Source organism: Flavobacterium bernardetii (genome assembly GCF_011305415.1).
Taxonomy (GTDB): Bacteria; Bacteroidota; Bacteroidia; order Flavobacteriales; family Flavobacteriaceae; genus Flavobacterium; species Flavobacterium bernardetii.
In genome coordinates this window covers 86,362-101,672 of record NZ_JAANOQ010000008.1, presented here as the reverse complement: position 1 = coordinate 101,672, position 15,311 = coordinate 86,362, and the positions used below count along the sequence as shown (strand labels likewise).

Here is a 15,311-nt window from a genome sequence, read left to right as displayed (position 1 = left end):
GCAAAAGTAAAAAGGGATAAGTTAATGAAAATTGAAACTTTTGCCTTCTGCCTTTTTGCTAATGCCTCAAAAAAACAAAAAAAGATGAGCGAAAAATTATCAGCAGTAGAACATATAAAGACCAAAAGTGACGGTCTTAGAGGGACATTAAAAGAAAGTATCGATTTAGATAATCATACCGGAAATGTACGTCCAGACGACGAAACTTTAGTGAAATTTCACGGTATGTACGTGCAAGACGACCGCGACAGAAGAGCAGAAAGAGCCGCCAAAAAATTAGACAAATTATATTCTTTTATGATTCGTTTGAGAATTCCTGGCGGAGTAATAAATGCCAATCAGTGGATTGCGACACACGAAATTTCGGAACAATTCGGAACAGGAACTTTAAAAATTACGACAAGGCAAACGGTGCAATTACACGGTTTGTTAAAACACCAATTACGACCAACAATTCAAGCTTTTAACACCGCAAAATTAGATTCAATTGCCGCGTGTGGCGACGTAAATAGAAATGTAATTGTGAGTTCACATCCGCAAATTTCAGCGATTCATCAACAAATTTATGAATATGCGGATAAAATCTCAACCTTGCTTTTGCCTAAAACGCAATCGTATTACGAAGTTTTTATCGATGGTGAAAAAATTTACGAACGTTCCTCGGAAGCGGATCCACTTTACGAAGACCGCTATTTGCCAAGAAAATTCAAAATCGCCATCGCCATTCCACCAAGTAATGATGTGGATGTGTTTACCAACGATATCGGATTAATCGCCATCATCGAAAACGATGTATTGAAAGGATTCAATATCGCAATTGGTGGTGGTTTGGCTACAACTCACGGAAATCCAAATACGTATTCTCGTTTGGGAAGTATTATTGGTTTTACAGATACGGAAGAAAAAACGCTAAAAGCCGTGTACGAAATTTTAACCGTGCAACGTGATTTCGGAAACCGTGTCGACAGAAAATTATCTCGATTGAAATATACAGTCGATAAATTAACCGTGGAAGGTTTCAAAAAAGAATTGGAAAATCGCATCGGATTCAAATTCGAACCAGAAAGAAAATACACATTCACAGAGAGAAGCGACCGTTTTGGCTGGGAACAAAATCACCAAGGAAAATGGTTTTATACGTTGTTTATTGAACATGGAGTGGTAAAACCGGAACAGAAACAATTTTTGTACGAATTGGCGCAGTTGGATGTTAATAATTTCATCTTTTCAGGAAATCAAAATCTGATTTTAGGTGAGATTGAAGAAAGCTATAAATCAAGAGTGGAAGCTTTGTTATTGCAACACAATATTGAAAAACAAGTAAGTGCTTTACGAAAAAATTCTATGGCGTGTGTGGCTTTACCAACTTGTCCGTTAGCCTTAGCAGAAGCACAACGTTACTTGCCAGAATTAGTAACTAAAATCGAACCAATTTTAGCAAAATACGAATTGTCAAATGATGAAATTTCCATTAGAATGACAGGTTGTCCAAATGGTTGTGGTCGTCCGTATGTATCAGAACTTGGTTTTGTTGGAACAGGTCCGGAACAATATAATTTCATGTTAGGCGGCGATCGTTTAGGAACGCGTTTGAATACCATTTATAAAGAAAAACAAACCGAATCGCAAATTTTAGCGGAAGTGGATGTTTTACTAGGAAAATATGTAAAAGAGAAGTTAGAAAATGAAACTTTCGGAGATTTTACTTTTAGAACCATTTTAAACTAATGAAGAAGATAATTTTAGTAATTATTTTATTGCTTCCAGAATTTTTATTAGCGCAAAAAAAGGTCGAAAATCAACAGCTTATATGGTATGGATATTATAATAATTTAAAGTTTAACGAGAATTGGAATTTAAACAGTGAAATTCAAGAACGACAGTTTTATAATCCAACGGCTCAACATCAATTGGTTTTTAGATCGAATTTAGAAAGAAAAGTATTCGGAGATTGGAAGGCTTCTGTCGGAATGACATTGTTTTTACAAAATCCGAATACTCCCAATTCTGAAAGTAATTTAACAGTTCCCGAATTGCGTCCAGATATTGGTTTTAGTAATAAACAAAAATTAGGGTTTTTAACTATCAATCATCGTTATAAAGCTGAAGCAAGATTTTTTCACGATGTTGAAAATGACAGATTAGTTGGTGGTTATCGCTTTTCAAATTTCCGATTGCGCTATCAATTGGGTTTGGATTTTCCTATATGGAAAAAAGAAGGAAATGAAAAATTACTTCTAAAAATTAAAGATGAAATCATGTTTAATGTGGGTAATAAGATTGTGAAAAATACTTTCGATAAAAACCGAATTTATGCAGCTTTCAATTATAAACTAAATAATTCTTATGCTTTTGAATTGGGTTATATGAATTGGTTTCAACAACAAAAATCAGGAGTTGATTTTTATAACAGAGATATTTTAAGATTGTCCATTTTTCATAACATTGATTTTAAAAAAGATAAATAATGACAAACACACTATTTCCAGTTTTTCTAAAAACAGAAACGGCTCAATTTTTAATTGTGGGCGGTGGTAATGTAGGCTTAGAAAAAACAGAAACCTTATTGAAACAAAATCCTAAGATTACTATCATCTTGGTAGCCACTTATTTTCATCCGAAGTTAAAAGAGATTATTCATCAAAATGAAAACATTTCTTTTTATGAACGAGCTTTTGAAGAAACGGATTTAGAAAACAAAGATTTTGTAATCATAACAACGGATAGTCCAGAAGTAAATCGAAACGTTAGGGAATTAGCAAAAGCAAAAGGAATTAAAGTCAATGCAGCAGATCAACCTGATTTATGTGATTTTTATTTGGGTTCGATTGTAAACAAAGGAAACTTAAAAATTGCAATTTCAACCAATGGAAAATCTCCAGTTTTAGCCAAGAGATTACGTGAATATTTTACAGAAGTTATTCCAGATGAAATTGAAGAAAACATCACGCAATTAAATGAATTTAGAAACCAACATAAAGGAGATTTTAGTCAAAAACTAGCCGATTTGAATGAAGTTACTTCTGTATTTGAGAAGAAAAAGTCAGAAAAAAAGAAGTATAAAAACTTAACGTTTCAATTGACACTTTTGTTTTTTGCTATTTTCTTAGGTTACGGGTTTTCAGGAATTGTTTCTATTGACCAAGTAAAAGAATATTCCAACCAAATTCCAAATGCTTTTTACGGAATGTTATTGGTTGGTTTTTTTGCACAATTGGTAGATGGTGCAGTGGGTTTGGGTTATGGAATTACGTGTTCTACCAGTATGATGCTGTTAGGAATAAAATTGCCAGCCATAAGTGGAAGTATTCACACCGCGGAAATGTTTTCAAGCGGAATTAGCGGATTTTCTCATTATAAATTCGGAAATGTAAACAAGAAATTACTTTGGTGGCTGGTCATTCCTGGTGTAATCGGAGCTGTTTCTGGAGCTTTGCTTTTGGTGTATTTTGGTAGTAAATATGAAAAAATTACGTACGGAGTTTTAGCAACGTACACCATGATTATGGGTTTCAGTTTGTTAAGAATCGCCATTCGAAAACAAATCCCAAATAGAAAAAGTAAAAATACCGGGTTTTTAGGTTTTGCTGGAGGTTTTTTAGATGCTTTCGGAGGCGGAGGTTGGGGGCCAATTGTAACTTCAACGCTATTATCAAGAGGAAAAAAATCTAAATATGTAATTGGAACCGTGAGTTTAGCAGAATTTTTTGTAACGATGGCTGCATCCATTACATTTTTTGCTTCTATTGGTGTGAGTCATTGGTATATCGTTGTGGGATTAATTATTGGAGGAGGTTTAGCTGCGCCTTTAGGAGCAAGACTAGCTGGAAAATTACCACAAAAAACAGCTTTGTTGTTAGTAGCGTTTTTAGTTATCGTATTTAGTATAAGGATGTTACTAAAAATAGCATAACTTAGATTTTTTCTTTTTAGTAGAATTATTTTGGCGATTAAAAGATATTTTTAGATTTAAAATCTATTTACAGCTCAATAAATAATAAAATTTAGATAATTTATCTATATAATTTTTTTAAACAGAAAATTATTCTAGATTTGCCCCATCAAAAAACAATAAGATCAGAATGAAGTATACAATGTTTACTATTCGAATGATGATGTGGAAATTTTCCACAGAGGATGATATTGCATAATTTTAACTTAACCTACTAAGAATAATGCAACTTTAGCCTCTGCCAAAACGCAGAGGCTTTTTTATAAATACAATTGAAATAAAAAATATGAATACAACAAACAGTTTTATGATGACTAGCCGAATGATGATGCGCATGTGTGTACCAATTAAATATTGCCAAAAGCGGAAGAGATACTCTTTGTTATAGTTCAACTATAAGCCCTTTTGGTAAATGTTCCAAAAGGGTTTTTTATTCTGAACTAGTTTCAGAATCACAATGAAAAGAGTATTAGTTCAAAAAAAATAATAGCAGGTTAAAAAAAAAATGAAAAGAATACAAAATATAAAAATAGCAAACTTTTTACTTCAATCGGGTGAGGTTTGTAAAATCAACTTATCCTTTCAAACTTTTGGGTTGCCGATTGGAATGGCACCAATAGTGTTGGTAAATCATGCCTTAACCGGAAATTCAAATGTAGCTGGTGAAAATGGTTGGTGGAATGATGTTGTAGGAGAAAACAAAGTAATTGACACTAAAAAATACACGATAATCGCATTCAATATTCCAGGAAATGGGTACGATAATGATGCGGAAAATTTAATTGAAAATTATAAAAGTTTCACAACAAAAGATATCGCTTCGCTTTTTTGGAAAGGTTTAGAATATTTAAAAGTAAATCAACTTTTTGCGGTTATAGGCGGAAGTTTAGGCGGTGCCATTGCTTGGGAAATGGCTTTTATAAAACCAAATGCCATTCAGAATTTAGTTCCAATCGCCACAAATTGGAAAGCTAACGATTGGTTAATCGGAAATGTTTTAGTACAAGATGCGATTCTGAATAATTCTAGAAACCCAATTCATGATGCAAGATTGCACGCCATGTTATTGTATAGAACACCAGAATCACTAACAGCGAAATTCAATTCGGAAAGAAATGACAATCAAAATAGTTATAAAGTCGAATCCTGGTTGTTGCATCACGGTGAAAAATTAACAAGTCGATTTGAATTAAGTGCCTACAAATTAATGAATCATCTGTTAAAAACCATTGGAGAAAGTAGTACGGAAAACGATTTACAAGATTTTGCAAAAAATAGTCCGACAAAAATTCATCAAATAGCAATTAATAGCGATTATTTTTTCGCACCAAATGAGAATATCAAAACGCATAATTTATTAAGCAATATTTCAAAAAACTTAACTTATCATGAAATAAATTCTATTCACGGACACGATGCTTTCCTAATAGAATATGAAAGTTTAAACAACATTTTAAAAACAATATTTAACTCTAAACACACAATTTAATTATGTCAATTTTAAAATCAGAAGAAAAAGGATTTAAGTACAAAGGAATTAAAGAATTATCCGTTTTGGATAATGTATCTTTAGTCAATTTAGAAGGAAAAGGTTTATTAGGTAAACCAGGTATCGATGCGCGAATTTTTAGCGTAATGGCAAATCATAAAATCAGTGTAAGCATCATTTCTCAAGGTTCGTCAGAAAGAGGAATCGGAATTGTAGTAAGCACGGAAAGAGCCACAGAAGCCTTGCAAGGTTTGGAAAAAGAATTCGCAAATGATTTGATTTTTGGCGATGTAAGTAAAGTTTCTGTTGATAATAATATTGCAGCTATTTCTATTACAGGTCAAGATTTAAGTACGTTTCACAAGTTGTACTCGTCTTTAATTCGAAATAAAATCACACCCATTTTATTTAACAACATCATTACTGGAAATAGTGTGAGTTTAGTAGTGAAGAAAACCGATTTAAAACGCGCATTAAACGTAATTAATGTGGAGATTTTCGGATTAACAAAAAAAATAAATATTGCCATTTTTGGTCATGGTTTAGTCGGCTCCACTTTGATTGATCAGGTTTTGTCTTCAGCAAAAAACATTGAAATTAAAAAAGGAATCAAACTGAATATTTTTGCGATTGCGAATTCTACAAAATTGGTAATAAATGAAAAAGGAATCAATGAAAATTGGAAATCTGAAATCGCAACTAACGGAGAAGCTTATGATGTTCAGGATATTATTAAATATGCGAAAGAAAATCATTTAGAAAATTTAATCGCAGTGGATAATACCGCAAGTAGCAGTTTCGTAGAAAATTATGTCACACTAATTGAAAGTGGTTTCGATGTGGTTTCTTCTAATAAAATTGCCAATACGTTAAGTTATGGTTTCTACAAAGAAATTCGTCAGGTGTTACAAGATAACCAAAAAAATTATTTATACGAAACGAATGTTGGTGCAGGTTTGCCTTTAATTGATACGATTAAGTTGTTACATCTTTCAGGAGAAAATATCACCAAAATTAAAGGCGTGTTTTCAGGAACGTTGAGTTATATTTTTAATCATTTTTCTGTGGAAGATAAACCGTTTAGTGAAGTATTGAAAGAAGCAATCGCTTTAGGTTTCACGGAACCTGATCCGCGTGAAGATTTATGTGGAAACGACGTAGCTAGAAAATTACTGATTTTAGCTCGCGAATTAGATTTACAAAATGAATTTAATGAAATAGATATTCAGAATTTAATTCCAGTAGAGTTGAGGTCATTAACTACGAACAATTTCTTAGAGAATTTAAATCTTTTGGATTCGCATTATAAAACAATTAAAGAAAATCAAGAGAAAGGAAATGTCTTGCGTTATATCGGAGAATTGTCTGGCGATTTACAACAAGATAAAGGAAATTTAGAGGTGAAATTGGTTTCTGTCCCAGAAAGTTCCGCTTTAGGGCAATTAAAAGGTTCTGATTCCATTTTCGAAATTTATACCGAATCGTATGGAGAAAGACCTATCGTAATTCAAGGAGCAGGAGCAGGAGCGTCTGTAACAGCTCGAGGCGTTTTTGGTGATATATTAAGAATTATCGATAAAATATAGCTTTAAAGAAATTTTTATAGTTTTTTGTTCTTGATTTTATTGTTTTAAATGAATAAAAAACTATTTATTCTCTTTTTTTAATTAAAAATTAGAAAATATTTCTTTTTTACATTTTTTTATTACCTTTGTCTCGTTCATAAACATAATGATTGTTATCACGAAAGGTGGAGGGATTAGACCCAGCGAAACCTTAGCAACCCTACTCTTGTAGAAGGTGCTACATTCTATTCCGATTTTTTTATCGGAAACAGATAACCAGAAAATTTTCACCACTTTTCGCTGATATCAATTTTAAGTTTACTCACGTTCTATTGTAACGAGGGTAAAAGCAAGTGCACGAAGAATTAAAATAAAACATAATATCATTGAAAATGTCAAATACGAACACATCAACTTTAACATCTAAAAGTAACATCCTGGAAGCCATTAAAGAAAGAATTTTGGTTCTTGATGGTGCTATGGGAACCATGTTGCAACGCTACAATTTTTCAGAAGAGGATTTTCGTGGCGAACGTTTCAAAGATTTTCCACATTCCTTAAAAGGGAATAACGATTTGTTGTCAATCACACAGCCAGAAGCTGTTAAAGAAGTACACCGTAAATATTTTCAAGCAGGTGCTGATATCGTAGAAACGAATACCTTTTCAGGAACGACAATCGGAATGGCCGACTATCATTTAGAAGATTTTGTTTACGAACTTAACTATCAATCCGCTAAAATTGCCCGTGAAGTTGCCGATGAATTTACAGCCAAAAACCCTGAGAAACCTCGTTTTGTTGCAGGTTCAATCGGACCAACAAACAGAACGGCATCAATGTCACCAGATGTGAATGATCCAGGATATCGCGCCGTAACTTTTGACGATTTACGGATTGCCTATAAACAACAAGTTGAAGCTTTAATTAATGGTGGTTCTGATGTGCTTTTAGTAGAAACTATTTTCGATACATTAAATGCTAAAGCCGCATTATTCGCTATTGAAGAAGTGAAAGAAGAAAGGAATTTAGACATTCCAGTCATGGTTTCAGGAACAATTACAGATGCTTCTGGAAGAACATTATCTGGACAAACAGTTGAAGCATTTTTAATTTCAGTTTCTCATATTCCGTTATTAAGTGTAGGGTTTAATTGTGCTTTAGGTGCCGATTTATTAAAACCCTATTTAAAAACATTGTCGCATAACACCTCATTCAATATTTCTGCTCATCCCAATGCAGGTTTGCCTAATGCTTTTGGAGAATATGATGAAACACCAGAGCAAACACAAGCGCTTATTAAAGAATATTTGGATGAGAGCCTTGTAAATATTATTGGAGGTTGCTGCGGAACAACACCAGAACATATCAAATTAATTGCTGAAATAGCAAAAGAATATAAACCAAGAAAATTAGAACAAAACCAACCTATTTAGTGTTTTTAAACCCTAAACGGGTTTAAGAAAGCAAGAATAACTTGTAAATAGGAAATGAAAAATATCATAAAAATAATAAAAATAGAAAATTTTATACAGTCAAAAGAGAACAGAATAAATCTATATTTCAGTAAAAGTAAAATCTTTTGGAAAGATGTTGCTAGAAACTATAAAAGAATAAACAGCCAGTTACTTTAAAGTAAAAACGCATAGGATTATAAAAAAGAAGATGTCGAAAAACAAAAGAATAAATTTACAACTTTCAGGACTAGAACCATTGATAATTACGCCCGAAAGCGTTTTTGTTAACATAGGTGAGCGTACCAATGTTACTGGTTCAAGAAAATTTTTACGTTTAATAAAAGAAGAAAAATACGATGAAGCACTTTCTATCGCTAGAGAGCAAGTAGAAGGTGGTGCGCAAATCATCGATATAAATATGGATGAAGGAATGTTAGATGGCGTTTATGCTATGACAAAATTCCTGAATTTAATTGCTTCAGAACCAGATATCTCAAGAGTACCAATCATGATTGATAGCTCGAAATGGGAAATTATTGAAGCTGGACTAAAAGTTGTACAAGGAAAAAGTGTTGTAAACTCCATTTCTTTGAAAGAAGGAGAAGAAGCTTTCATTCATCACGCCAAATTGATTAAACGATATGGTGCCGCAGCTATTATTATGGCTTTTGATGAGGTTGGTCAAGCCGATAATTACGAACGTCGTATTGAAATTTGTCAACGTTCGTATGATATTTTGGTCAACAAAGTAAATTTTCCACCTCAAGATATTATTTTCGATTTAAATATATTTCCTGTGGCGACTGGAATGGAAGAACATCGCTTAAACGCTTTAGATTTTTTCAGAGGTACGAAATGGGTTCGAGAAAATTTACCACATGCACACATTAGTGGTGGTGTGAGTAACGTTTCGTTTTCGTTTAGAGGAAATGACACTGTTCGTGAAGCGATGCACTCGGTTTTTTTATATCATGCGATTCAGAATGGAATGACGATGGGAATTGTAAATCCGGAAATGTTATCTATTTATGATGATATCCCTAAAGATTTACTAGAACATGTTGAAGATGTAATTCTAAACAGAAGAGATGATGCTACGGAAAGATTATTGGATTTTGCAGAAAATGTGCGAGGCGATGTTAAAAGCGGTGAAAAAGCAATTCAAGAATGGCGTTCGGGTTCGGTTCAAGACCGAATTACACATGCTTTAGTAAAAGGAATTGATCAATTTATAGAAGAAGATGTTGAAGAAGCTCGTATAGCAGCAACCAAACCTATTGAAGTTATCGAAATAAATTTGATGGCAGGTATGAATGTGGTTGGAGATTTATTTGGAAGTGGAAAAATGTTTTTGCCTCAAGTAGTAAAATCAGCCCGAGTAATGAAAAGAGCTGTTGCGTATTTATTGCCATTCATTGAAGCAAGCAAAGAAGCTGGTGATAAACGAGGAAACGGAAAAATATTAATGGCTACCGTAAAAGGTGATGTACACGATATTGGTAAAAATATTGTTGCTGTAGTATTGGCTTGTAATAATTACGAAATTGTCGATTTAGGAGTGATGGTTTCTCCAGAGAAAATCATCTCAGCTGCCATTGAACATGAAGTTGATATTATTGGTTTAAGCGGTTTAATTACGCCTTCATTAGACGAAATGGTGTATTTAGCCAAAGAATTAGACAGACAAGGACTAAAAATTCCTGTTATGATTGGTGGAGCAACAACTTCACGTGCTCATACGGCAGTGAAAATCGCACCACAATATAGTCAAACGGTAATTCACGTAAACGATGCTTCTAGAGCGGTTACCGTAGCAGGAAACCTTTTAGATAGTAATAAAAAAATATATGCAAGCGAAATTCGTGCAGAATATGATGCATTTAGAGAAACTTTTTTAAATCGTTCACGAGATAAAAATTTCTTAACAATTGAGCAAGCTAGAGCCAATAAATTACAATTGGATTGGGAAAGTTATAATGTTATAAAACCTAATTTTATTGGAGTAAAAACAATTGAAGTAGCCTTAGAAGATTTAGTTCCTTATATAGATTGGACTCCGTTTTTTGGTTCTTGGGAATTGTACGGAAAATATCCAGCAATTTTAACAGATAATATAGTAGGAACACAAGCTACGGATTTGTTTGCCGATGCTCAAAAAATGTTAGCACAATTAATGTCCGAAAAATGGTTGGAAGCCAAAGGTATTTACGGAATTTTTCCAGCAAATCAGGTTAATGATGATGATATTGAATTGTATGGAAATGATGGAAAAGTTCTAGAAACTTTCTTGACTTTAAGACAACAATCTCAAAAAACAAAAGGAGCACCAAATATCGCTTTAGCTGATTTTATTAGTCCTAAAAATAACGGGAAACAAGATTATATGGGCGCTTTTTGTGTCACTACTGGCTTTGGAGTTGATGAGAAAGCAAAAGAATTTGAAGATGATTTAGACGATTATAATTCGATTTTAGTTAAAGCGTTAGGAGATCGTTTTGCTGAAGCTTTTGCCGAATATTTACACGAAAGAATACGTAAAGAAATTTGGGGTTATGCTTCTGATGAAAATCTTTCAAATCAAGATTTAATCAAAGAAGAATATAAAGGAATTCGTCCTGCTCCAGGTTATCCTGCTTGTCCAGACCATTTAGAGAAGCCTACCATTTGGAAATTATTAAATGTAGAACAAGAAATTGGTGTCACCTTAACAGAAAGTATGGCAATGTGGCCAGCTTCATCGGTTTCAGGTTATTATTTCGGAAATCCTGAAAGTAAATATTTCGGACTAGGAAAAATAAAAGAAGATCAAGTAATTAATTACGCCAAAAGAAGAAGCATAAGTACTGAAAAAGCCATGAAATGGCTTAACCCAAATATTGCAGATTAAAATAGTCATAAAGTCAAATGTCATAAAGTCTTAAAGAAATATTCTTATGACTTTCGACTTTCGACTTTCAAACTTTAAGACACACAAATGAAAGTAACACAACATATAGAAAACGCTTTAGGAAGATCACTTTTTTCTTTCGAAATATTACCGCCGTTAAAAGGACAAAATATTCAATCTATTTTTGATAGTATTAGTCCTTTAATGGAATTCAAACCACCTTTTATAGATGTTACCTATCATCGTGAAGAGTATGAATTTAAAGAATTAGAAAACGGGTTATTGCAAAAAAAAGTAGTAAAGAAACGTCCTGGAACGGTTGGAATTTGCGCAGCAATTCAAAATAAATATGCTGTAGATGCAATTCCGCATATTTTATGTGGTGGTTTTACAAAAGAAGATACTGAAAATCTATTAATCGATTTAGATTTCTTAGGAATTAATAATGTGGTAGCGCTACGTGGTGATGCGGTTAAAAGTGAAATTTACTTCAAACCTGAAAAAGAAGGTCACGCTTTTGCTTCAGAATTGGTTTCGCAAATTAATGATTTAAATAAAGGAATTTATTTAGATGCCGATCTACAAAATTCTTCCAAAACTGATTTTTGTATTGGAGTAGCGGGTTATCCAGAAAAGCATATGGAAGCACCAAGTTTAGATAGCGACATCCATTTCTTAAAGCAAAAAATTAAAAACGGAGCGGATTACATCATTACACAAATGTTTTTCGATAATCAGAAATTTTTCGACTTTGTAGCAAAATGCAGAGCAGCTGGGATTACCGTTCCAATTATTCCAGGATTGAAACCTATCGCAACTAAAAAACAATTGAATTTAATTCCACACCGATTCAGTATAGAATTACCAGACGATTTAATTATGGAGGTTGTAAAAGCAAAAGATAACGAAGCGGTTAAAGAAATTGGTGTCGAATGGTGCATTCAACAAAGTACTGAATTAGTTGCTGCTGGAATTCCAGTATTGCATTATTATTCTATGGGTAAAGCGGAAAACATTAAAGCAATTGCAAGTAAAATATTTTAATACTAAACAGGTTTTGTTTTAACACATTGGTTTTTAATTAGTTGTATTTTGTTTTTTAGCGAATTTTTAAGCTTTATAACGATAAAGTTATTATTGATTTCTTGATTTTGTTATTTTCGTGACAATTAATTTAAAACCCAAGATCATGGCAAAAGTAATACTAATCTTATTGTTAAGTTTATCGTTTCAATTTGGATTTTCAAACGATAGAGATGAAGTTTTAAATCGCGCTAGAGAATTAAAAGAAAGTAAAAATTATAACCAAGCTATAAAAGAATATGTTTCGTATGTAAAGTTGTTTAAAAACGAAGCAGTAAATTTAAAAGATATTTATTATGAAATAGCCAACTGTTATTTTCTAAATAAAAATAATTTTATGGCATTTAAAGTGGTTAAAGAAACCATTTCAAGATATGGTGCCACTAAAGAAGATTTAGAAACCAGTACTATTTTAGATAAAAAATTGTTTGAAGTAGCTTGGGCTGATATTTTTCCAGAGTATACTACTTTGAGAAAACAATTCATAAAAAGATTAAATAACGTAGACATTTATGTTGAAAACAATACTGTCGAGTTAAAAACAAAATAAGTTTAGTTAAATTAAGAATAGTTAAGTATAAAAACCTCTTTAGATTCGTAAGAATTTATTGAGGTTTTTTATTTTTTTAATAGAAAACGAATTTTTATCATATTGTTGCATTTTTACTTGTTATGCTATCTTTTATGCAGAATCAGAAAATGAAATGAAACAATATTGCTGAATAGTTAGTGTAAGATTCAAAAAACAATTTTGTAAAGCTTAAATACGGGGCTTTAGGAGGGTTTCACTTTTGGTAGATTAAAAATATATTTTTAACTTTAGGAATATGTAATCCAAATCCCTGTGTATTATGAAAAAAATTATCTTCCTATTCGTTATGTTATTTGTAGGTCAAATAACTTTTGCAAAAGACAAAGATTTACTTTTGAAAGAAGCAAGGCAATTCGCTTTAGATAAAGATTATGATGCAGCTATTAAATCGTACAAAGCTTATGTTAATATAGCTAAAAATGACAATTTAAAAGAAGTGTATTTTGAATTGGCAAATTGCTATTTTAAAAGTAACGATACCAAAATGGCAGTTAAAACCTTAAAGACTTCAATTAAGAAATATGGATTAACAGAAGAAGATTTGATTTACAGTCAAGTGTTAGATGCTAAATTATCTGATATCACAATTGTCGAATTATATAATGACTTTACCAGATTAAGAAATAGATACGTTACTTATCAAGAAAGACATTAAACAATTAATGCGTTGATTGTTTTAAAATCTCTTCGTAAATTTAGTTTTATGAAGAGATTTTTTTTTTGCAAACTATTGAAATAATTGATTTTGAATTGGAATATATGTATTGGCACATTGACTAATTGTCAAATCGACCATTACTTCGTCTTCTCTCTAAAAACTTTTTCTAAATTAGTGCCTAAATCCGCAAGTTGAGCGTCTTCCACAATTTTTCCTTTGTGAATAATAATAATTCTATCGCAAATAGCTTCCACTTCTTGCATAATATGTGTAGATAAAAATACGGTTTTGTCTTTACCAATATTCTTAATTAATTCTCTAATTTCCACCAACTGATTTGGATCTAAACCTGTAGTCGGTTCATCTAAAATTAACACATCCGGATTGTGAAGTAAAGCCGTAGCTAAACCAACACGCTGACGAAATCCTTTAGAAAGTTCACCAATTTTTTTATGACATTCAGGAGTCAAACCTGTCAATTCAATCACTTCCTGAATTCGAGATTTGTCCGTTTTATGTACATCAGCGCTAAATTCTAAATACTCACGAACATATAAATCTAAATACAACGGATTGTGTTCTGGTAAATAGCCAACAGATTGTTGTACGCTTTTTTGAGCAGTCGTGACATCAAAACCATTTACGGTCGCTTCGCCTTCATCTGCGGTTAAATAAGTTGTCAATATTTTCATTAAAGTCGATTTTCCAGCTCCATTCGGACCTAAGAAACCTACAATTTCGCCTTTGTTTACAGAAAAACTTACGTTATCTAACGCTTTTTGTGATCCGTATGTTTTGGTTATGTTTTTTACTTCTATTGACATATTCTTGTTTTCAACAAAAATAATAAATAAATGCAATACTATTATAGATAAATTTAAGTTAATGTTGTTTTTGTTGTTTACATTTTTCGTACTTTTGTTAAACAAAAAAATAATATTATGGCTGCACCAAAAAAAAAGAAAGCAATTACTGAGGATGTAATTGTTTCTGCATATACAGATTATTGTTTAACGCATGGTAAAAAACCAAATTCGGTTTATGAATTTGCCAAGCAAAACACTATGGAAGAAAGCGATTTTTATCAATTTTTTGCTTCTTTTGATTTTTTAGAAAAGCAATATTTTGTTTCCATGTTTGCTTATACTTTAGAATTATTAGAAAAAAACGAAGCCTATCAATCGTATGAAAGCGCGGACAAGTTATCAGCATTTTATTTTACTTTTTTCGAAATGGCAACGGCAAACAGAAGTTTTGTGATTTATTTACTGAAACAAGACAAAAATCCTATGAAAAATCTAGGGAAGTTATCAAAACTTCGTGAAGTATATTTGGATTTTGCCTTAACTATTTTAGAAAAACCTATTAAAATTGATCAAGAAACGGTCGTGAAAATTCAAGACAAAGTTTTACAAGAAGCTTCTTGGTTACAATTTCTTTCGATTTTCAATTTCTGGATGAACGACGAATCATCAAATTTTGAAAAAACAGATGTTTTCATAGAAAAATCAGTAAAAGCAAGTTTCGATTTAGCCTATAACATTCCAACTCAAAGTGTAATTGATTTCGGGAAATTTTTATGGAAAGAACAAATGAATGGCATGTTTTCTAAATCATAAATTCAAAAAAAA

General features: G+C 32.1%; 10 protein-coding genes, 2 pseudogenes and 1 riboswitch. Of the genes and pseudogenes, 11 read left to right on the top strand and 1 reads right to left on the bottom strand.

The window, feature by feature from the left end; all coding sequences use genetic code 11:
- Positions 1–24: 24 nt before the first annotated feature.
- The 10 genes and pseudogenes from G6N05_RS13580 to G6N05_RS13535 all read left to right on the top strand — a co-directional run bounded on the left by G6N05_RS13580 (position 25) and on the right by G6N05_RS13535 (position 13,677).
- Positions 25–1,728, top strand: a complete 1,704-nt coding sequence (locus G6N05_RS13580) for an NADPH-dependent assimilatory sulfite reductase hemoprotein subunit (protein WP_166130662.1) — start codon at positions 25–27, stop codon at positions 1,726–1,728.
- On the top strand, positions 1,728–2,468 hold the full coding sequence (locus G6N05_RS13575; protein WP_166130659.1) for a DUF2490 domain-containing protein: 741 nt from the start codon (positions 1,728–1,730) through the stop codon (positions 2,466–2,468). The genes G6N05_RS13580 and G6N05_RS13575 overlap by 1 nt, the downstream gene beginning before the upstream one ends.
- Positions 2,468–3,913: a TSUP family transporter gene (locus tag G6N05_RS13570; protein ID WP_166130655.1), complete on the top strand. Its 1,446-nt coding sequence runs from the start codon at positions 2,468–2,470 to the stop codon at positions 3,911–3,913. Before G6N05_RS13575 ends, G6N05_RS13570 begins: the two co-directional genes overlap by 1 nt.
- A gap of 544 nt (positions 3,914–4,457) precedes the next feature.
- Positions 4,458–5,441: an alpha/beta fold hydrolase gene (locus tag G6N05_RS13565; protein ID WP_166130650.1), complete on the top strand. Its 984-nt coding sequence runs from the start codon at positions 4,458–4,460 to the stop codon at positions 5,439–5,441.
- Between the two features lie 41 nt (positions 5,442–5,482).
- Positions 5,483–7,027 (top strand): annotated as a pseudogene (locus G6N05_RS13560) (ACT domain-containing protein); the annotation flags it as partial.
- 149 nt (positions 7,028–7,176) lie between these two features.
- Positions 7,177–7,285: riboswitch (SAM riboswitch) on the top strand.
- Between the two features lie 113 nt (positions 7,286–7,398).
- Positions 7,399–8,439: a homocysteine S-methyltransferase family protein gene (locus G6N05_RS13555; protein ID WP_166130643.1), complete on the top strand. Its 1,041-nt coding sequence runs from the start codon at positions 7,399–7,401 to the stop codon at positions 8,437–8,439.
- A 229-nt stretch (positions 8,440–8,668) separates the two neighbouring features.
- Positions 8,669–11,347 carry a methionine synthase gene (metH, locus tag G6N05_RS13550; RefSeq protein ID WP_166130640.1) on the top strand — a complete coding sequence of 893 codons (2,679 nt, stop codon included), beginning with the start codon at positions 8,669–8,671 and terminating at the stop codon, positions 11,345–11,347.
- A gap of 87 nt (positions 11,348–11,434) precedes the next feature.
- Positions 11,435–12,391, top strand: coding sequence for a methylenetetrahydrofolate reductase [NAD(P)H] (gene metF, locus G6N05_RS13545; protein WP_166130636.1), 957 nt, complete (start codon positions 11,435–11,437; stop codon positions 12,389–12,391).
- Between the two features lie 145 nt (positions 12,392–12,536).
- Positions 12,537–12,980, top strand: coding sequence for a hypothetical protein (locus tag G6N05_RS13540; RefSeq protein ID WP_166130633.1), 444 nt, complete (start codon positions 12,537–12,539; stop codon positions 12,978–12,980).
- A 301-nt stretch (positions 12,981–13,281) separates the two neighbouring features.
- Positions 13,282–13,677, top strand: coding sequence for a tetratricopeptide repeat protein (locus G6N05_RS13535; RefSeq protein WP_166130629.1), 396 nt, complete (start codon positions 13,282–13,284; stop codon positions 13,675–13,677).
- Positions 13,678–13,850: 173 nt separating this feature from the next.
- Here the strand turns inward: G6N05_RS13535 and G6N05_RS13530 are convergent.
- Positions 13,851–14,504 (bottom strand): annotated as a pseudogene (locus tag G6N05_RS13530) (ATP-binding cassette domain-containing protein); the annotation flags it as partial.
- Between the two features lie 117 nt (positions 14,505–14,621).
- On the opposite strand from G6N05_RS13530, the gene G6N05_RS13525 reads away from it, so the two are divergent.
- Positions 14,622–15,299, top strand: a complete 678-nt coding sequence (locus G6N05_RS13525) for a TetR family transcriptional regulator C-terminal domain-containing protein (RefSeq protein ID WP_166130626.1) — start codon at positions 14,622–14,624, stop codon at positions 15,297–15,299.
- Positions 15,300–15,311 lie beyond the last annotated feature (12 nt).

Bases quoted from the DNA above. Each gene is read 5' to 3' on its own strand.
- G6N05_RS13535 (WP_166130629.1), top strand. From the start codon at position 13,282: ATGAAAAAAATTATCTTCCTATTCGTTATGTTATTTGTAGGTCAAATA.
- G6N05_RS13555 (WP_166130643.1), top strand. From the start codon at position 7,399: ATGTCAAATACGAACACATCAACTTTAACATCTAAAAGTAACATCCTG.
- G6N05_RS13580 (WP_166130662.1), top strand. From the start codon at position 25: ATGAAAATTGAAACTTTTGCCTTCTGCCTTTTTGCTAATGCCTCAAAA.
- metH (WP_166130640.1), top strand. From the start codon at position 8,669: ATGTCGAAAAACAAAAGAATAAATTTACAACTTTCAGGACTAGAACCA.
- G6N05_RS13540 (WP_166130633.1), top strand. From the start codon at position 12,537: ATGGCAAAAGTAATACTAATCTTATTGTTAAGTTTATCGTTTCAATTT.
- G6N05_RS13565 (WP_166130650.1), top strand. From the start codon at position 4,458: ATGAAAAGAATACAAAATATAAAAATAGCAAACTTTTTACTTCAATCG.
- G6N05_RS13525 (WP_166130626.1), top strand. From the start codon at position 14,622: ATGGCTGCACCAAAAAAAAAGAAAGCAATTACTGAGGATGTAATTGTT.
- G6N05_RS13570 (WP_166130655.1), top strand. From the start codon at position 2,468: ATGACAAACACACTATTTCCAGTTTTTCTAAAAACAGAAACGGCTCAA.
- G6N05_RS13575 (WP_166130659.1), top strand. From the start codon at position 1,728: ATGAAGAAGATAATTTTAGTAATTATTTTATTGCTTCCAGAATTTTTA.
- metF (WP_166130636.1), top strand. From the start codon at position 11,435: ATGAAAGTAACACAACATATAGAAAACGCTTTAGGAAGATCACTTTTT.